Source organism: Nucisporomicrobium flavum (assembly GCF_016464385.1).
Taxonomy (GTDB): domain Bacteria; phylum Actinomycetota; class Actinomycetes; order Mycobacteriales; family Micromonosporaceae; genus Actinoplanes; species Actinoplanes flavus_A.
Window position 1 is genome coordinate 118,608 of the sequence record NZ_JADMLH010000012.1, and the last position, 17,530, is coordinate 136,137.

Below are 17,530 nucleotides of genomic sequence, written 5' to 3' on the forward strand. Positions count from 1 at the left end.
GCGGGGTATGACACTTCGGTGTCCCCGGTGGGATTCGAACCCACACTGAATGGATTTTGAGTCCATCGACTCTGCCGATTGGTCTACGGGGACGAGCCGTGCTCGGTTCGCACCCGGGTTGGCCACGGCGATACGAGCAGGACACACACTACCCACTACGCTGTCAGGGGTGACACCCAGATACCCGGGTGTCGCGACTTCGGGCGAGCGTTGGGGGTAGTGGTTCCGTGGCCGACACGCAGGCGAGTGCCGAGCGCAGGCGGGTGTTGATCGCTGAGGACGAGGCTCTCATCCGGCTCGACCTGGCCGAGATGCTGGTGGAGGAGGGCTACGACGTCGTCGGGGAGGCCGGCGACGGCGAGACCGCCGTACGGCTGGCCGAGGATCTCTCCCCGGACCTCGTGATCCTGGACATCAAGATGCCCATCATGGACGGGCTCGCCGCCGCCGAGCGGATCGCCGGCGGGCGCATCGCTCCCGTCGTCATCCTGACCGCTTTCAGCCAGCGGGATCTGGTCGAGCGGGCGCGCGCCGCCGGGGCGATGGCCTATCTGGTGAAGCCGTTCCAGAAGTCGGATCTCGTGCCGGCCATCGAGATCGCGCTCTCCCGGTATTCGGAGATCGCCGCGCTGGAGTCGGAGGTGGCGGGTCTCACCGACCGGTTGGAGACGCGCAAGTCGGTGGAGCGCGCCAAGGGTGAGCTCATGACGAAGTATTCGATGACCGAGCCGCAGGCGTTCAAGTGGATCCAGCGCACGGCGATGGACCACCGGATGACGATGCGTGAGGTCGCGGACCGCATTCTCGCGGAGGGTGAGGAGCCTCCGGGCACCGCCGCCTCCTGACGAGGGAGCGGTGACCGGCGAACCCGGTCGCCGCCCGAACCTGCCGGGAGCGTGCCCGTCCGGGCCCGCCCACCGGCATCCGGGAACTGCCTGTTTATTACACCTTCTCCGCCTGAGGATCACCGCACGTAACGGTTCGGTGAATGCCCGTGTGAACACTTACCTGTTCCCCGGCCTGTGGGATAGCGTCCCGCCCCATGACGGGCGCGGTGGGGTCGTGTGGTGCGCAAGTGCCAATCGACCTGCGGTGGCTCGGTGGGTTCGGTATGGAGGAGGGTTCCAACCTTGAGGCAGGTTCTCGCACGAGCCATCGGTGGGCTGGCCGTGATCGGCCTCGTCGCCGGTGCCGCTGCCTGCAACAGCAGCAGCAGCTCTGACGACGCGGCCAGTGGTAACTGCGGCTACAAGCTCGCGTTCTTCGGCGCCCTGACGGGTTCCGCGGCGAACCTCGGTGTCAACATCGAGCAGGGCTTCGAGCTCGCGATCAAGCAGTACAACACCAAGAAGGGCTCCGAGTGCATCACGGTGGCCAAGTTCGACTCGCAGGGCGAGCCGGCCGTTGCCCCGGGTGTTGCTCGTAACCTCGTCGCGGACAAGAAGATCCTCGGCATCGTCGGCCCGCCGTTCTCCGGTGAGTCCGAGGCCGCGGACCCCATTTTCGAAGAGGCCGGCATTCCGACGATCACCCCGTCGGCGACCCGCGTCTCGCTGTCGGCGAACGGCTGGAAGACCTTCCACCGGGCGGTCGCGAACGACGACGCCCAGGGTCCGGCCGCGGCCAACTACATCAAGGACGTCCTGAAGGCGCAGAAGGTCTTCGTGGCGGACGACCAGTCGGCGTACGGCGCGGGCCTGGCCGACGTGGTGAAGAAGACGCTGGGCAGCTCCGTCGTCGCGACGGACAAGACCGAGGCGGACGGCAAGCAGACCGACTTCTCGGCGGTCGTGCAGAAGGTCGTGTCCTCGGGCGCGACGGCGATGTTCTACGGCGGCTACTACCAGAACGGTGGCCTTATCCGTAAGCAGCTGACCGCTGCGAACTGGAAGGGCGTGCTGGTCGGCGGCGACGGCATGAAGGACCCGGGCCTGGCGAAGGCGGCGGGCAACAACGCGGCGACCGGCACCGTCGTCACCTGCCCGTGCTCCCCGCCGGAGAAGGCGGGCGGCACGTTCGTCGCGGACTACAAGAAGCAGTGGAACGTCGACGCCGGTACGTACAGCGACGTGGCGTTCGACGCCGCGAACGTCTTCCTGGCGGGCATCGACGCGGGCAACACGACCCCGGAGAAGCTGAACACCTACCTGTCGACGGTGAACTACACCGGTATCGCGAACGTCTACAAGTGGACCGCCACGGGCGAGCTGGACCCCAACTCGATCAAGGTGTGGGCGTTCAAGTTCGACGCGACCGGCAACACCATCGCGGACCAAGAGGTCAAGACCTCCTGATTCTGCTGTAACTCGCTGTAGGGCCGGTGCGGCCGGATGATCTCCGGCCGCACCGACCTCTTCGTTTCAGGAGCCCCTTGTGAACTTCTCCGGTCTGATTCAGGACTTCGGACCGCTCACGATCACGGGACTTGCCCAGGGCGCGATCATCGCGTTGTTCGCCCTGGGATACACCCTGGTCTACGGCGTTCTTCGCCTGATCAACTTCGCCCACTCCGAGGTCTTCCTGCTCGGTTCCTACGCGTGTCTGATCGTGTGGGGACTCTTCGGGCTGGACCAGAACTCGGCCACCCCCAACATGGTCGCGGTCCTCGGCTACCTGCTGCTGGGCCTGCTCGCTGCGGTCGTCATCTCCGGTGTGACCGCGCTCGGCGTCGAACTCGTGGCCTACCGGCCGCTGCGGCGCCGCAACGCACCGCCGCTCGCGTTCCTGATCACCGCGATCGGCGCCTCCCTGTTCATCTCGGAGACCGTCGGCGTGGTCACCAAGCGCAACATCACCGGTGTGCCACCGCTGATCCGGCCGACCGACGTCGTCGTGATCGGCAACATGCACGTGACGAATCTGCAGATTCTGATCATCGTGCTGGCGCTCGTGGCGATGTTCGTGCTCGACCGCTTCATCAACCGTTCCCGTCTCGGCCGCGGAATCCGCGCGGTTGCTCAGAACCCGGACAGCGCGGCGCTGATGGGCGTCAACAAGAGCCGGGTCATCGCGCTGGTGTTCCTCATCGGTGGCCTGATGGCCGGCATCGCGGCGGTCATGTACGACCTCAAGATCGGCGTGACCCGGTTCGACGCCGGCTTCCTGCTGGGCATCGAGGCGTTCACCGCGGCGGTGCTCGGCGGCATCGGCAACCTGCGCGGCGCACTGCTGGGCGGCCTGCTGCTGGGCGTCCTGCAGAACTACGCGGCCGGCCTGTTCGGCACGCAGTGGCTGCACGCCGCGTCGTTCGTGCTGCTCGTTCTGATCCTGCTGGTCCGGCCGACGGGCCTGCTGGGTGAGTCGCTGGGGAGGGCCCGCGCATGACGACGACTGAGACTCCGCCGACCGGCGCGGTGCCGGCCGCGGAGAAGAAGAACTGGCGTACGTCGGGTGGCGTGCGTGGCTGGTTCGGCCGCCAGCACTGGGCGGTCCGTACGGTCCTCGCCCTGGTGTTCGCGGCGGTCGCCTACCTCCTGCCGTACGCGGGTGACGTGCCGGTGCTCGGCCCGCAGATCATCACCGAGGGCATCGACTGGCCCAGCGCGCTGTTCAACATGTCCTACTACGTGCTGCTGGCGCTGGGTCTGAACGTGGTCGTCGGCTTCGCCGGCCTGCTGGACCTGGGGTACGTCGGCTTCTTCGCGGTGGGCGCCTACACGGTGGCGATGCTGACCTCGCCGGACAGCGTCCTGCACACCGAGTGGCCGTGGCTCGCGGCCATCCCGGTCGCGCTGGCGATCGCCATGCTCTCCGGGCTGATCCTGGGCTGGCCGACGCTGCGGCTGCGCGGCGACTACCTGGCGATCGTGACGCTGGGCTTCGCCGAGATCATCCGTATCTTCGCGACGAGTTCGGAGACGCTGCGGGGCGACCGGGGCTTCTCGGACATCCCGCACCCGCCGGGCTCGTACGCCGACGGCAAGCCGATCTTCGGGGTGGCGGACGCCACGCCGTACTACTGGCTCGGCCTGTCGGTGATCATCCTGGTGATCTTCGGCGTGCGGAACCTCGACCGCAGCCGGGTCGGCCGCTCGTGGCTCGCGATCCGCGAGGACGAGGAGGCCGCGGAGATCATGGGCGTGCGCACGATCAAGTACAAGCTGTGGGCGTTCGCGATCGGCGCGTTCATCGGTGGCCTGGGCGGCGTCATGTTCGCCGGTCAGCAGGGCTTCATGAACTCGCAGACGTTCATCCTGCAGTTCTCGATCCTGGTGCTCGCCGGCGTCGTCATGGGTGGTTCGGGCAACCTCTTCGGCGCCATCCTGGGTGGTGCGCTGATCTCGTACATCCCGGACCGGTTGCGCGGCATCGAGGACCCGATCTTCCACACGGACCTGTTCGGGTTCCGCTTCGCGATCTTCGGTCTCGTGATCATCGCGATCATGATCTTCCGGCCGCAGGGCCTGATCCCGAGCCGCCGCCGCGCGATGGAGCTCAAGGACCGCGAGAAGGAGGTGGCTCCGCAGTGAGCGAGCCACACATGGAGACCCCGCAGGAGCTGGACGCGGCGAACGCCCGTCCGGTCGACCGGGCGATGCCGACCGGGACCGTCGGCAGGTCGGTGGGCGAGCCGGAGCTGTCCGGCGGCCGCTCGGGTGACGTGCTGCTGGAGGTGGACCACGTCACGCTGCGCTTCGGCGGCGTGGTCGCGCTCAACGACGTCAGCTTCTCGCTGCGCAAGGGTGAGATCTTCGGCCTGATCGGCCCGAACGGCGCGGGCAAGACCACCTGCTTCAACGCGATGACCGGCGTCTACCGTCCGACCAGCGGTGGCATCCGCTTCCAGGGTGAGTCGATCGTCGGCAAGAAGAAGCACGAGATCACCCGCGGCGGGATCGCCCGTACGTTCCAGAACGTCCGGCTGTTCCCCGAGATGACCGCGCTGGAGAACGTCATGGTGGGCGCGGACGCGCACCACAAGACCAGTGTGGTCGGCGCGTTGTTCCGGCTTCCCCGGCACTGGCAGGAGGAGAAGGCCGGCCGGGAGAAGAGCCTGGAGCTGTTGCGCTTCGTGGGCATCGAGCGCCGGGCGGGGGAGGTCTCCCGCAATCTCTCGTACGGTGAGCAGCGCCGGCTGGAGATCGCGCGGGCCCTGGCGACCAACCCGACGCTGCTGTGCCTGGACGAGCCGGCGGCCGGGTTCACGCCCGCGGAGAAGGTCGAGCTGCTCGAGCTGATCCGCAAGATCCGTGACACCGGGGTGACCGTGCTGCTCATCGAGCACGACATGCGCCTGGTCATGGGCGTCACCGACCGGATCGTGGTGCTGGAGTTCGGCAAGAAGATCGCCGAGGGTACGCCCGCCGAGGTGCGGGACGACCCGAAGGTGATCGCGGCGTACCTGGGGGTCCCGACCGATGCTGCTTGAGTTGCAGGACGTGACGCTGCTGTATGGCCGCATCCAGGCCCTGCACGGCATCAGCATGACCGTCGGCGAGGGCGAGATCGTGGCCCTGATCGGCGCCAACGGCGCCGGCAAGACGACGACCATGCGGGCGATCTCGGGGCTGCGCCCGGTGGCGCAGGGCTCCATCCGGTTCAACGGCGAGGACATCACGAAGATGCGCGCGGACCTGCGCGTCGTCCGGGGTGTCTCGCAGTCGCCGGAGGGCCGCGGCATCTTCCCCGGCATGACCGTGCGCGAGAACCTGGAGATGGGCGCGTACACGCGCCGGAACCGGGCCGAGATCAAGGAGGACATGGATCGGGCCTTCACCCTGTTCCCCCGGCTCAAGGAGCGGGAGAAGCAGGTCGGCGGCACGATGTCCGGCGGTGAGCAGCAGATGCTGGCGGTCGGCCGGGCGCTGATGAGCCGGCCGAAGCTGCTGCTGCTCGACGAGCCGTCGATGGGGCTCGCGCCCATGCTGATCCAGCAGATCTTCGACATCATCGTCGAGATCAACCAGCAGGGCACGACCGTCCTGCTGGTGGAGCAGAACGCCCAGCAGGCCCTGTCGCGCGCGCACCGCGCGTACGTGCTGGAGACCGGCCGGATCGTCAAGTCCGGTACCGGCTCCGAGCTGCTGCACGATCCCTCGGTGAAGGACGCCTACCTGGGTGTCGCCTGACCCCGTCGCAATAAGGAGTAACTGACGATGTTCCGCATCTCATCTGGCCGCCGGGCGATCCTCGGCCTGGCCGTTGCGGCCGCGATGACCGTGTCGCTGGCCGCCTGCGGCGAGGAGTCCGGCGACGACACCGGCTCGAACGCCCCGGTCCCGTCGGCCTCGGCCGACACCTCCCTGGCCGACAAGGTCCCGGCCGCGATCAAGTCGGCCGGCAAGCTCGTCATCGGTACGGACTCCTCGTACGCGCCGAGCGAGTTCCTGGACGCCGACGGCAAGACCGTCAAGGGCTTCGACGTCGACCTGTTCAACGCGGTCGCGCAGAAGCTCGGCCTGAAGACCGAGTGGCAGTCGGCGACGTTCGACAGCATCATCCCGGGCGTGAGCTCGGGCAAGTACACGGTCGGCGTCTCCTCGTTCACGGTGAACCCCGACCGGTTGAAGGAGGCCACGATGGTCTCCTACTTCTCCGCGGGCACCCAGTGGGCGGCCAAGGCCGGCGCCACGGTCAACGCCGACGACGCCTGCGGCAAGAAGATCGCGGTGCAGACCGCGACGGTGCAGGTGGACGACGTGAAGGCGCGCTCGAAGAAGTGCACCGACGCCGGCAAGCCGAAGATCACGATCGACCAGTACCAGGCCCAGAGCGACGCCACCAACGCCGTCGTGACCGGCAAGGACGACGCGATGCTGGCCGACTCGCCGGTGTGCGCGTACGCGGTCAAGCAGACCAGCGGCAAGCTGGCCCTGGTCGGCGAGATCTACGACTCGGCCCCGTACGGCTACGTGCTGCCCAAGGACCAGGCGGACTTCGGTGCGGCGATCGAGGGCGCGCTGGAGTCGCTGATCGCGGACGGCACGTACAAGACGATCCTCAGCAAGTGGGGCGTCGAGGCCGGCGCGATCACCGACCCGGCCGTCAACCCGCAGGTCTCCTGACCCGCGCATGAGCGACCAGAACACCCCCGGACGGGCACGGCCTGACGCGATCAAGGCCGTGCCCGTGCGGCACCCCGGGCGATGGCTCGCCATCGCGGTGCTCGCGGTGCTCACCGCGATGTTCGTGCACATGCTCGTCACGAACGACCAGTTCCGCTGGTCGTTCATCTTCTCCTCGTACGAGCCGGGCAAGCGCGGCGTCATGTTCACCGAGCCGGTGCTCGAGGGCCTGCGCGGCACGATCCTGCTCACCATCACGTCGATGCTCATCGGCGTCGTGCTGGGTGTGGTCATCGCCATCATGCGGCTGTCGGACAACCCCATCCTCAGCTGGGTGGCGTGGCTCTACACCTGGTTCTTCCGGGCGGTGCCGCGGCTCGTGCTCGCGATCCTCTTCGGCAATCTGAACATCCTGTGGGACCGGATCGGCTTCGGCCTGCCGTTCGACCAGCAGATCGGCAAGCTGTTCGGCATCGACGACCTGAACGCGCAGTTCTACAGCGTGAAGGCCAGCGATCTGCTCGCCGGTTTCGTCGCGGGCATGCTCGCGCTGGGGCTGTCGGAGGCCGCGTACATGGCGGAGATCGTCCGAGCCGGCATCCAGTCGATCGACCCCGGCCAGTCCGAGGCGGCGGTGGCGCTGGGCCTGTCCCGCGGGCAGGTGTTGCGCCGGGTCGTGCTGCCGCAGGCCATGCGCGTGATCGTCCCGCCGACCGGCAACGAGGTCATCGCCATGGTCAAGGACACCTCGCTGGTGGCCTTCGTACCCGTGACCTATGAATTGTTCTTCCAGCTCAACGCCATCAAGGCCCGGACGTTCGTGGTCCTGCCCGTGCTGGTGGCGGCGGTGATCTGGTATCTGATCATCTGCAGCGTCCTGATGGTCGCCCAGTTCTTCGTCGAGCGACACTTCAGCAAGGGCTACGGCGCCGCCGGCAAGGCCCGGCAGAAACTGCAGGGCATCGCCGCGGAGCAGGGCGGGGTGGCGCCCTATCCGGGGCCCACGTCGGGGCCGGGAGGAGCGGGACTATGACCGACGAGATGGTGCGCGCCGAGGCCGTGCACAAGTCGTTCGGCTCCCTCGAGGTCCTCAAGGGCGTCGACCTGGTCGTGCGGCCGGGGGAGGTCTCCTGCGTCCTCGGCCCGTCGGGCTCCGGCAAGTCGACGTTCCTGCGGTGCATCAACCACCTCGAGAAGATCAACGCCGGCCGGATCTTCGTCGACGGCGACCTCATGGGCTACCGCGAGCGTGGCGGCAAGCTGCACGAGCTCAAGGAAAAGGATGTCGCCGCGCAGCGCCGGTCCATCGGCATGGTCTTCCAGCGGTTCAACCTCTTCCCACACATGACGGTCCTGCAGAACGTCATGGAGGCCCCCTGCCGGGTCAAGAAGGAGAACAAGGCAGACGTACGCGACAGAGCGATCGCCCTGCTCGACCGCGTGGGTCTCGGCGACAAGGTGGGGAACTACCCGGGCCAGCTGTCCGGCGGTCAGCAGCAGCGCGTGGCGATCGCCCGGGCCCTGGCCATGCGGCCCAAGCTGATGCTCTTCGACGAGCCGACCAGCGCGCTCGACCCGGAGCTGGTGGGCGAGGTGCTCGACGTCATGAAGGGCCTCGCACGCGACGGCATGACCATGATCGTCGTCACCCACGAGATCGGCTTCGCCCGCGAGGTGGGCGACTCGCTGATCTTCATGGACGGCGGCGTGGTGGTCGAGCAGGGCCCGCCCCGCGAGGTCCTGGCGAACCCGCAGCAGGAACGAACCAAGGCATTCCTCAGCAAGGTGTTGTAAAGCAGGCGGGGCGGTCGGTGGAGTTGTCGTACCCCCGGACTAGAGTTCTCCGACGTGAGCGACGACGCCCAGACCCCCCGCTTGCTGCTGCTCGACGGCCACTCGCTGGCCTACCGGGCCTACTTCGCGCTGCCCGTGGAGAATTTCTCCACGGCCACGGGGCAACCCACCAACGCCGTGTTCGGCTTCACCTCGATGCTCATCAACATGCTGCGCGACGAGAAGCCGACCCACATCGTGGTGGCGTTCGACGTCTCCCGGCATTCCTTCCGCACGGAGAAATACGCGGAGTACAAGGCCGGCCGCTCCGAGACCCCGCAGCCCTTCCTGGGCCAGGTGAGCCTGGTCAAGGAGGTGCTGCAGGCGCTGCGCATCCCGGTGGTGGAGAAGCCCGGCTACGAGGCCGACGACGTCATCGGCACGCTGTCCTGCCAGGCCCGCGACGCCGGTTTCGACGTCGTCATCTCCACCGGTGACCGCGACGCGTTCCAGCTCGCCGGCGAGCACGTGACGATCCTCTACCCGGTCCGCGGCGTGTCCGAGGTCTGGCGGATGACCCCCGAGGCCATCGAGGCGAAGTACGGCGTGCCCCCCGGCCGCTACCGCGACAAGGCCGCCCTGGTCGGCGAGGCGAGCGACAACCTGCCCGGCGTGCCCGGCGTGGGCGACAAGACCGCCGCCAAGTGGATCAATCAGTACGGCGGCCTCGACGGCATCATCGCCCACGTCGACGAGATCAAGGGCAAGGCCGGCGAGAACCTGCGCGCCCACCTCGCCGATGTCATGCGCAACTACGAGATCAACGCGCTGGTCTGCGACCTCGAGCTGCCGTTGCGCCCCGAGGACGTCAAGTGGACGGGCTGGGACCGCGAGGCGGTGCACCAGGTCTTCGACGCGCTCGAGTTCCGGGTGCTGCGCGAGCGGCTGTATTCGTACCTCGAGGCCGTGGAGCCCGAGGCGGAGGCCGGCTTCGACCTGTCCGGCACGGTCCTGGGTGCCGGCGAGGTCGCCGCCTGGCTCGGCGAGCACGCCGCGGCCGCCCCGGTCGGCGTCGCCGTCACCGGCAGCTTCGGCCGCGGCACCGGCTCGCTCACCGGGATCGCGGTGGCGACCGGCGACGGCCCGGCCGCCTGGTTCGACCCGGCCGCCCTCGACGAGGCCGACGAGCACGCGGTCGCCGCCTGGCTCGCCGACCCCGACCGGCCGAAGATCATCCACGACGCCAAGCCGGCGATGCTCGCGTTCCGGGCGCACGGCTGGTCGCTCGCGGGCGTCCGCGTCGACACCGCCCTGGCCGCCTACCTCGCCAAGCCCGACCAGCGGGCGTACGACCTCACCGACCTGGCCCTGCGCTACCTCAAGCGGGAGCTGCGCGTCGACGCCCCCGACGACGGCCAGCTCACCTTCGACGGCCTCGGCGAGGACAACGCCGCGGCCGAGCAGAACGTCATGCTCCGCGCCCGGGCCACCCTCGACCTCGCCGACACCCTCATCGAGGAGCTGTCCCGCGACGACGGCGCCTCCCAGCGCCTGCTCGCGGAGGTCGAGCAGCCCCTCGAGATCGTGCTCGGCGAGATGGAGCACGTCGGCATCGCGGCCGACACGCAGTACCTCTCCGAGCTCGAGGCCCACTTCGCCGCCGAGGTGAAGGCGGCCCAGCAGGCGGCGCACGAGGTGGTCGGGCGCGAGTTCAACCTCGGCTCGCCCAAGCAGCTGCAGGAAATCCTCTTCGTCGAGCGCAACCTGCCCAAGACCAAGCGCATCAAGTCCGGCTACACCACCGACGCCGACGCGCTGCAGAGCCTCTTCGCCCAGACCGGTGACCCGCTGCTCGAGCACCTCCTGCGCCACCGCGACGTGGCCAAGCTGAAGTCCACGGTGGACGGCCTGCTCAAGTCGGTCTCCGAGGACGGGCGCATCCACACCACGTTCAACCAGACGGTCGCGGCCACCGGCCGGCTCTCCTCGACCGACCCCAACCTGCAGAACATCCCCATCCGCACCGAGGAGGGCCGCCGCATCCGCCGCGCCTTCGTGGTCGGGGAGGGCTACGAGTCGCTGCTGACGGCCGACTACAGCCAGATCGAGATGCGCATCATGGCGCACCTCTCCGGCGACGAGGCCCTCATCGCGGCCTTCAACTCCGGCGCCGACTTCCACGCGGCCACCGCCTCGAGCGTCTTCCACGTCCCGGTCGAGGAGGTCGTCCCCGACCAGCGCCGCAAGATCAAGGCGATGAACTACGGCCTCGCGTACGGCCTCAGCGCCTTCGGCCTGTCCAACCAGCTCACCATCACCACGGAGGAAGCCCGTGGCCTGATGACCGAATACTTCGAACGCTTCGGCGGCGTCCGCGACTACCTCCAGGCGGTGGTCCGCCGAGCGGTCCAGGACGGTTACACGGCCACCATCCTCGGCCGCCGCCGCTACCTCCCGGACCTGAGCAGCGACAACCGCCAGCGCCGCGAAATGGCCGAACGCATGGCCCTCAACGCCCCCATCCAAGGCTCGGCGGCCGACATCATCAAACTCGCCATGCTCCACATCGACACCGCGATCCGCGAGGCCGGCCTCAAGTCCCGCATGCTCCTCCAGGTCCACGACGAACTCGTCTTCGACGTGGCCCCCGGCGAACGAGAACCCCTCGAATCCCTCGTCCGCCGCGAAATGGGAGCGGCGTACCCGCTGTCGGTCCCCCTCGAGGTCTCGGTAGGCCTCGGCCACGACTGGAACAGCGCCGACCACTGACCCGGGGTGCCCGTCAGCCCGGCCCCCTCTGGCTGACGCCGCCCGCCCGCCGCCGCCCGCCGCTGGCTACCGTCCGCCCACTGCCGGCCGCCCACTGCCGGCCGCCCACTGCCGGCCGCCGGCCAGCGTCGGGCCACGCCGCCTCCTATCCGCCGCTGCCGCCCGATGTCCGCGAGCGTCGGGCCGCGCCGCCTCCTACCCGCCGTTGCCGCCCGATGTCCGCGAGCGTCGGGCTGCGCCGCCTCCTACCCGCCGCTGCCGCCCGATGTCCGCGAGCGTCGGGCCGCGCCGCCTCCTACCCGCCGCTGCCGCCCGATGTCCGCGAGCGTCGGGCCGCGCCGTTGCCTCCCGCCACTGCCGCCCACTGTCCGCCAGCGTCGGGCCACGCCGTTGCCTCCCGCCACTGCCCGTGCACCGCTTCGGCGCCTGCCCGCTTGCACCGGCTTGGCGAGTTCAGCGTCGCGTGCCGTGCCTCCCTGCCTGCGCAGCTGCGCCCGCTCGCGTGTGCGCCCGCTCGCGTGTGCGCCCGCTCGGGTGTGCGCTCTGCTTGCGCGTGCCCCGTTGCTGCGCTTCCCGCTTCCCGCTTCCCGCTTCCCGCTTCCCGCGCCCCCCGCCCCGCTCCCGCTCCCGCTGGCCGGATCCTTCGTGCCGTCCTGCCCGCGTCACGCGCTCGCTTGCCCCACCGGTGCCGGACCGCTGCTTCCTCCTGCCGCCCGCATCACCCCACCCCAGCGCCCGCCACCCGTCGTCCGCTTGCGGCCTGCCGTGACCACGACCCCCTGGCGGATTTCCGACTCGTTGAATTTCCCGCACCATCCGTGACCCAGGCTCGCGGGACAGGCCGACTCCCACCCGACTGAGGTACCGAAGATGCGTGGTACCCCTGGTCCCTTCGGGCATCGCGCACGCCCATTCGGGCCTACCTCAAATAGCGGCCCTCAACGCACCGCCCACACCAGGAAACCACCGTCCACCTCGGAATACTTCGCCAGCTCGACCTTTCCGGCCCGCCCCGCCCGCCAGCCGCAATGCCTTGTTCCACAATGCATTCTGGCTGTCCGCGACGACGCTCTCGCGCTGAGGAGTGAGTTGTCAGTTTCTTGTTCGGATGACTTGCCGGACTCTGCAAGGGTGGGCTGATGCCGAGCACTTCTTTCGACATGACATCGCTGTCGGGCGCCTGGGCACCCGTCGTACGCCGCCCGCTCGAGGCCGACCAGGCGCGCGCTCTCGCGCCCATGTTCAAGGCCCTGGGCGACCCCGTACGCCTCCGCCTGCTGTCCATGATCGCCTCAGCGGGCGGCGGCGAAGTCTGCGTCTGCGACCTGACGGGCGCGTTCAAGCTGACCGGCCCGACGATCTCCCACCACCTCAAGGTCCTCCGGGAGGCAGGCCTGGTGGACAGCGACCGACGAGGCACCTGGGTCTACTACCGCCTGGTGCCCGCGGCGCTCGCCCTCCTCGCCGGCCTCCTCGACATCGGCACCGTGGCCGCCACCATCTGACCCAACCTCTTCACGGTCACGCCCACGACGGCGTTGCAGGGCGTGACGTTCGCAGGCCGGACCAGACCAGCGCAGCGCAGGCCAGACGGTGTCGCGGCATGGCTGTGCTGCCGGGCAAGATGGTGCCGCCGGGCGTAGCGTGCTGCGCGGCAAGATGGTGCCGCCCGGCGTAGCGTGCTGCCGGGCATGGTGGCGGCGCGGGCATGGCGGTGCCGCTGGACGTAGCGGCTGCTGAGGGCGACGTGGCGCGGGGCATGACGGTCCGCGCTCCGCGAGAGATACGCAAGCCGGACCGCCGTCGCGCAGGCACGACAGTGCAGCAGCGCACGACAGTGCCGCAGATGATGGTGCCGCAGGAGCAACGCGACAGGGCGAGCTATGACCCGCTTCGAGAACCACACGTTCTCGCCAAGATAGAGCGCCCCGGCCGGTCTCCCGTCGCGGCACCGATCCGCGGGCGCCCGGTCGTTCCAGCGCTCTCAGCGAAGGCCCGTAGCCGCGCCGCCCTGACGATTGCAGGGACGCCGCCCTGACGCTTGCCGGGACAACGTGATGCCCCGGCAGCCGGCAAGCCAATCGACCGCCGCGGCCTCGCACTCTGCAGGGCCACCACCGCGGAACCTGGCGGCTACTTCTTGAGCGGGTCGTGCCCCCAGTTCATCAGCGAGTACCGCCATTTCGTCTCTTCGACGTCCCCCGACGGCCGCTGCGCCAGGTGCCGGTGGACGTACCCGACGACCTTCCGCATGTGCGCCTGATCTGTCTCGTCCAGGTCGGCCTTCTTCTTGTGCAGAAGCGTGATGATTTTCCGGCCGCTGTCGTGGCCGACGGATTCGGCGCCGCTCGACGACTTCTGGCCCACGTCCTGCGACTCGTCCGTCTTCAGCCACTTCTCGAGTTCCGAGGCGGACATGTTCACCGCTTCGCGGAAGTCCGCGTACGTGTCACTTGTCATCCTTCAGCGCTCCCGGCTTGTGGACCGCCGTACCGCCGGTCTTGTCGCTCTTGACCTTGTACTGCGGGTCGTCCTCGGACGCGTCCACCGTGCGGCCGGCCTCGGACGTACGGGACGTGATCTTCTTCTCGACCGTCCCGTGCACCGTGCTGCCGTGGCTGTTCCAGGTCACCTTGTCGCCCTTTTTCAAGCTCATGACCTGCTGGTACCCGCTGGTCAGGCCCGATAACTGGCGAATATCGCGGTGCCCGGGAACAGCCTGCCGCGCAGCGGGCTCCACTGGCCCCAGATCTGCTCGTGCCCTTCCGGCCATTCCGGCTCGATGAGGTCGGTCAGCACGAAACCGGCCGCGACGAGCTCGCGAACGCGGTCCCCGAGGGTCCGATGTTGTTCGACATACGTCGGGGTGCCGGTGCCGTCCTGCTCGACGTAGGGCCGGCGGTCGAAATACGGGTGGACCGCGAGCAGCCCGTCCTCGCCCGGTTCGTCGAGGAAGATCCACCGCATCGGGTGAGTGATCGAGAACACCCATTTCCCGCCCGGCCGGAGGACCCGCGCCACCTCCCGCATCACCGCCTCGGAGTCGGCGACGAACGGAATCGCCCCGAACGCCGTGCAGACCACGTCGAAGGCGGCCGTGGCGAACGGCAGCGCCAGGGCATCGGCCTGCACGAGCGGCACCCGTACCCCCGAACGGTCCGAAGCCTGTCGCGCCTGGCGCAGCATCCCCCCGCTCAGATCCATCGCGACCACCTCGGCGCCCTGCCCGTCGAGCCACCGCGCAGCCGCCGCCGCGCCGCACCCGAGCTCCAGCACCCGCCGCCCGCGCACGTCGCCGAGCAGCCGCGCGTCCGCCTCCCGCAGCCCCTCCGGACACCAGACGAAATCCACGTCGCCGAGAAAGGCCCCGTGCTCCTCCTGGTAGTCGTCGGCGTCCAGGTCCCACCAGTGCCGGCTCGCGACGCGACTCTCGTCGTCGGTCACAGCCCGCCGCAGCGTGCCCGGCTGAGCGGGCGGTTGCGCTTCGATCACCAGGCAACCGTACGGGGACAGTACGACAAAACCGCCTCAGGCCTGCGCCCCCGCGAAACCCAGCGCCCCGGCCCCGCCCAGCGGTCTGCTCACACCCGTACCCGATGCTCCGAAACTCCCAGCCCAGCGCCGAAACCCGCGGCATCCGCCCAGCCCCCCACCCGCCCGGCGCCCGCTCCCGCTCCGCCTACCGGCCCGCTCCGCCTACCGGGCCCGTTCCGCCTACCGGGCCCGTTCCGCCTACCGGGCCCGTTCCGCCTACCGGCCCGCTCCGCCTACCGGCCCGTTCCGCCTACCGGCCCGCTCCGCCTACCGGCCCGCTCCGCCTACCGGCTCCCGCTCGCCCCGCCTACCGGCTCCCGCTCGCCCCGCCTACCGGCTCCCGCTCGCCCCGCCTACCGGCTCCCGCTCGCCCCGCCTACCGGCTCCCGCTCGCCCCGCCTACCGGCTCCAGTTCCCGCTCGAGCGCCTCCGGCGCTCCGCTTCCGCCCGGCCGGCGCCCACCCACCCGGCCCGAAGCCGCCCACGCCCCCCGACGTCGCCCCTCCCAACCCCCAAAATGGCACAAAACACCCCTGGTCCCGGCTTTCCCAGGACGAATGTGCCTCGGTCATCAGGAGGGCTTGCAACCTGTGGTAATGCGCACGGTAAGCTAGTCGATGCGCTCGCGGATCGTGTGCCTCGGCAGGGAGCAGGTTCCGCAAGACGTCGGTCCCAGCATGATCCTGCTCGTTTGATCGCCCTCGCTTGATCGCCAAGCTCCAGCGTCGTTGATCACCGGTTGCTCGTGCTGTGCCCGCCGTCAGTTCCGCGGGGCGCGAGAGACACCACGACACCATCCGTTCGGAGCAACAGTCCACATGACGAGCAGCATCGAGGCCACCTCGAGCGCCAACAAGGTCACCGTCGACGATCTTGGCTCGGAGGAAGCTTTCCTCGCAGCCATCGACGAGACCATCAAGTACTTCAACGACGGCGACATTGTCGAAGGCACCGTCGTCAAGGTCGATCGGGACGAGGTCCTGCTCGACATCGGCTACAAGACCGAGGGTGTGATCCCCTCTCGTGAGTTGTCGATCAAGCATGACGTGGACCCCGCGGAAGTGGTGTCGGTCGGTGACCACATCGAAGCCCTCGTCCTCACCAAGGAGGACAAGGAAGGCCGCCTGATCCTCTCGAAGAAGCGCGCGCAGTACGAGCGGGCGTGGGGCACGATCGAGAAGATCAAGGAGGACGACGGCGTCGTTCGCGGCTCCGTCATCGAGGTCGTCAAGGGCGGCCTCATCCTCGACATCGGTCTCCGGGGCTTCCTTCCCGCGTCCCTCGTCGAGATGCGCCGCGTCCGCGACCTCCAGCCGTACGTCGGCCGGGAGCTCGAGGCGAAGATCATCGAGCTGGACAAGAACCGCAACAACGTGGTTCTGTCCCGCCGGGCGTGGCTCGAGCAGACCCAGTCCGAGGTCCGCACCGAGTTCCTCAACAAGCTCCAGAAGGGCCAGGTCCGCAAGGGCGTCGTGTCCTCCATCGTCAACTTCGGTGCCTTCGTGGACCTGGGTGGCGTGGACGGCCTGGTGCACGTCTCGGAGCTCTCCTGGAAGCACATCGACCACCCGTCCGAGGTCGTCGAGGTCGGCCAGGAGGTCGAGGTCGAGGTGCTCGACGTCGACCTGGACCGCGAGCGCGTCTCGCTGTCGCTGAAGGCGACCCAGGAAGACCCGTGGCGCCAGTTCGCCCGGACCCACGCGATCAACCAGATCGTGCCGGGCAAGGTCACCAAGCTGGTTCCGTTCGGTGCGTTCGTCCGGGTGGACGACGGCATCGAGGGCCTGGTGCACATCTCCGAGCTGGCCGAGCGTCACGTCGAGCTGCCCGAGCAGGTCGTCCAGGTCGGTTCGGACGTCATGGTCAAGGTCATCGACATCGACCTGGAGCGTCGCCGGATCTCGCTCTCGCTGAAGCAGGCGAACGAGAACTTCGTGGAGGGCGAGGAGCACTTCGACCCCACCCTCTACGGCATGGCGGCCACCTACGACAACGAGGGCAACTACATCTACCCGGAGGGCTTCGACCCGGAGACGGGCGAGTGGCTCGAGGGCTTCGACAAGCAGCGCGAAGCGTGGGAGAAGCAGTACGCCGACGCCCGCGAGCGCTGGGAGGCCCACACCAAGCAGGTGCAGGCGTCCCGCGAGGCCGACGCCGAGGCTGCTCTCAACCCGGCCCCGGCGGGCGGCGTGACCACGTCGTCCTCGTCGTCCTCGTCCTCCTCCACCAGCACGTCGGCCCCGGCGCGCACGGCGGAGGAGCCGGCCGGCACCCTGGCCACCGACGAGGCCCTCGCCGCTCTGCGCGAGAAGCTCGCCGGCGGCAAGAGCTGACCCGGATCTGATCCACAGGAACCCCGCCCATCCGGCTCCGGCCGGGTGGGCGGGGTTCTTTCATGCCCGCGTACGCACGCAGCCGGCATCATCCCCGCGGGCCACCCCAGCGCAGCG

Annotated in this window: 15 protein-coding genes and 1 tRNA gene; 12 read left to right on the top strand and 4 right to left on the bottom strand. The window is 69.0% G+C overall.

All coding sequences use genetic code 11. The annotated features are described in order from the left end of the window. Positions 1-19 precede the first annotated feature (19 nt). A tRNA-Leu gene (locus IT780_RS26640) sits at positions 20-93 on the bottom strand. A gap of 134 nt (positions 94-227) precedes the next feature. On the opposite strand from IT780_RS26640, the gene IT780_RS26645 reads away from it, so the two are divergent. From IT780_RS26645 to IT780_RS26695, 11 genes are all read left to right on the top strand, one after another. After that, on the top strand, positions 228-845 hold the full coding sequence (locus tag IT780_RS26645) for an ANTAR domain-containing response regulator (RefSeq protein ID WP_199514478.1): 618 nt from the start codon (positions 228-230) through the stop codon (positions 843-845). Between the two features lie 285 nt (positions 846-1,130). Further along, on the top strand, positions 1,131-2,294 hold the full coding sequence (locus IT780_RS26650) for a branched-chain amino acid ABC transporter substrate-binding protein (RefSeq protein WP_199514480.1): 1,164 nt from the start codon (positions 1,131-1,133) through the stop codon (positions 2,292-2,294). Positions 2,295-2,373: 79 nt separating this feature from the next. Next, complete coding sequence (locus tag IT780_RS26655) at positions 2,374-3,324, top strand: branched-chain amino acid ABC transporter permease (protein WP_199514482.1); 951 nt, start codon at positions 2,374-2,376, stop codon at positions 3,322-3,324. After that, the gene (locus tag IT780_RS26660; protein ID WP_199514484.1) at positions 3,321-4,469 is read left to right on the top strand and encodes a branched-chain amino acid ABC transporter permease; all 1,149 of its coding nucleotides are present in this window, start codon (positions 3,321-3,323) and stop codon (positions 4,467-4,469) included. Before IT780_RS26655 ends, IT780_RS26660 begins: the two co-directional genes overlap by 4 nt. 92 nt (positions 4,470-4,561) lie before the next feature. Continuing rightward, complete coding sequence (locus IT780_RS26665) at positions 4,562-5,368, top strand: ABC transporter ATP-binding protein (protein WP_372443807.1); 807 nt, start codon at positions 4,562-4,564, stop codon at positions 5,366-5,368. Continuing rightward, positions 5,358-6,068, top strand: a complete 711-nt coding sequence (locus IT780_RS26670) for an ABC transporter ATP-binding protein (protein ID WP_199514487.1) — start codon at positions 5,358-5,360, stop codon at positions 6,066-6,068. The genes IT780_RS26665 and IT780_RS26670 overlap by 11 nt, the downstream gene beginning before the upstream one ends. A gap of 27 nt (positions 6,069-6,095) precedes the next feature. Continuing rightward, positions 6,096-7,004: an ABC transporter substrate-binding protein gene (locus tag IT780_RS26675; protein ID WP_199514489.1), complete on the top strand. Its 909-nt coding sequence runs from the start codon at positions 6,096-6,098 to the stop codon at positions 7,002-7,004. Between the two features lie 7 nt (positions 7,005-7,011). Beyond that, entirely contained in the window at positions 7,012-8,037 is a 1,026-nt protein-coding gene (locus tag IT780_RS26680; protein WP_199514490.1) for an amino acid ABC transporter permease, read from the top strand. Continuing rightward, positions 8,034-8,798 carry an amino acid ABC transporter ATP-binding protein gene (locus IT780_RS26685; protein WP_307831398.1) on the top strand — a complete coding sequence of 255 codons (765 nt, stop codon included), beginning with the start codon at positions 8,034-8,036 and terminating at the stop codon, positions 8,796-8,798. Before IT780_RS26680 ends, IT780_RS26685 begins: the two co-directional genes overlap by 4 nt. Before the next feature lie 54 nt (positions 8,799-8,852). Beyond that, positions 8,853-11,546, top strand: a complete 2,694-nt coding sequence (gene polA / locus IT780_RS26690; protein WP_199514492.1) for a DNA polymerase I — start codon at positions 8,853-8,855, stop codon at positions 11,544-11,546. 1,160 nt (positions 11,547-12,706) lie between these two features. Next, positions 12,707-13,051: an ArsR/SmtB family transcription factor gene (locus tag IT780_RS26695; RefSeq protein WP_199514631.1), complete on the top strand. Its 345-nt coding sequence runs from the start codon at positions 12,707-12,709 to the stop codon at positions 13,049-13,051. Positions 13,052-13,679: 628 nt separating this feature from the next. Here IT780_RS26695 and IT780_RS26700 read toward each other — a convergent pair. From IT780_RS26700 to IT780_RS26710, 3 genes are read right to left on the bottom strand one after another with little or no spacing between them, the layout of a single operon-like run. Further along, entirely contained in the window at positions 13,680-14,006 is a 327-nt protein-coding gene (locus IT780_RS26700) for a DUF3140 domain-containing protein (protein ID WP_199514494.1), read from the bottom strand. Further along, complete coding sequence (locus IT780_RS26705; RefSeq protein WP_199514496.1) at positions 13,996-14,202, bottom strand: hypervirulence associated TUDOR domain-containing protein; 207 nt, start codon at positions 14,200-14,202, stop codon at positions 13,996-13,998. Before IT780_RS26705 ends, IT780_RS26700 begins: the two co-directional genes overlap by 11 nt. A 20-nt stretch (positions 14,203-14,222) precedes the next feature. Further along, positions 14,223-15,038, bottom strand: a complete 816-nt coding sequence (locus IT780_RS26710) for a class I SAM-dependent methyltransferase (RefSeq protein ID WP_199514498.1) — start codon at positions 15,036-15,038, stop codon at positions 14,223-14,225. Positions 15,039-15,898: 860 nt separating this feature from the next. On the opposite strand from IT780_RS26710, the gene rpsA reads away from it, so the two are divergent. Then, positions 15,899-17,413: a 30S ribosomal protein S1 gene (gene rpsA, locus IT780_RS26715; RefSeq protein WP_199514500.1), complete on the top strand. Its 1,515-nt coding sequence runs from the start codon at positions 15,899-15,901 to the stop codon at positions 17,411-17,413. The last annotated feature ends 117 nt before the right edge of the window (positions 17,414-17,530 follow it).

What these genes read in the sequence shown, in the direction of transcription:
- IT780_RS26685 (WP_307831398.1), top strand. Translation starts at nt 8,034, where the DNA reads ATGACCGACGAGATGGTGCGCGCCGAGGCCGTGCACAAGTCGTTCGGC.
- IT780_RS26675 (WP_199514489.1), top strand. Translation starts at nt 6,096, where the DNA reads ATGTTCCGCATCTCATCTGGCCGCCGGGCGATCCTCGGCCTGGCCGTT.
- IT780_RS26695 (WP_199514631.1), top strand. Translation starts at nt 12,707, where the DNA reads ATGACATCGCTGTCGGGCGCCTGGGCACCCGTCGTACGCCGCCCGCTC.
- IT780_RS26670 (WP_199514487.1), top strand. Translation starts at nt 5,358, where the DNA reads ATGCTGCTTGAGTTGCAGGACGTGACGCTGCTGTATGGCCGCATCCAG.
- IT780_RS26680 (WP_199514490.1), top strand. Translation starts at nt 7,012, where the DNA reads ATGAGCGACCAGAACACCCCCGGACGGGCACGGCCTGACGCGATCAAG.
- IT780_RS26705 (WP_199514496.1), bottom strand. Translation starts at nt 14,202, where the DNA reads ATGAGCTTGAAAAAGGGCGACAAGGTGACCTGGAACAGCCACGGCAGC.
- rpsA (WP_199514500.1), top strand. Translation starts at nt 15,899, where the DNA reads ATGACGAGCAGCATCGAGGCCACCTCGAGCGCCAACAAGGTCACCGTC.
- IT780_RS26660 (WP_199514484.1), top strand. Translation starts at nt 3,321, where the DNA reads ATGACGACGACTGAGACTCCGCCGACCGGCGCGGTGCCGGCCGCGGAG.
- IT780_RS26700 (WP_199514494.1), bottom strand. Translation starts at nt 14,006, where the DNA reads ATGACAAGTGACACGTACGCGGACTTCCGCGAAGCGGTGAACATGTCC.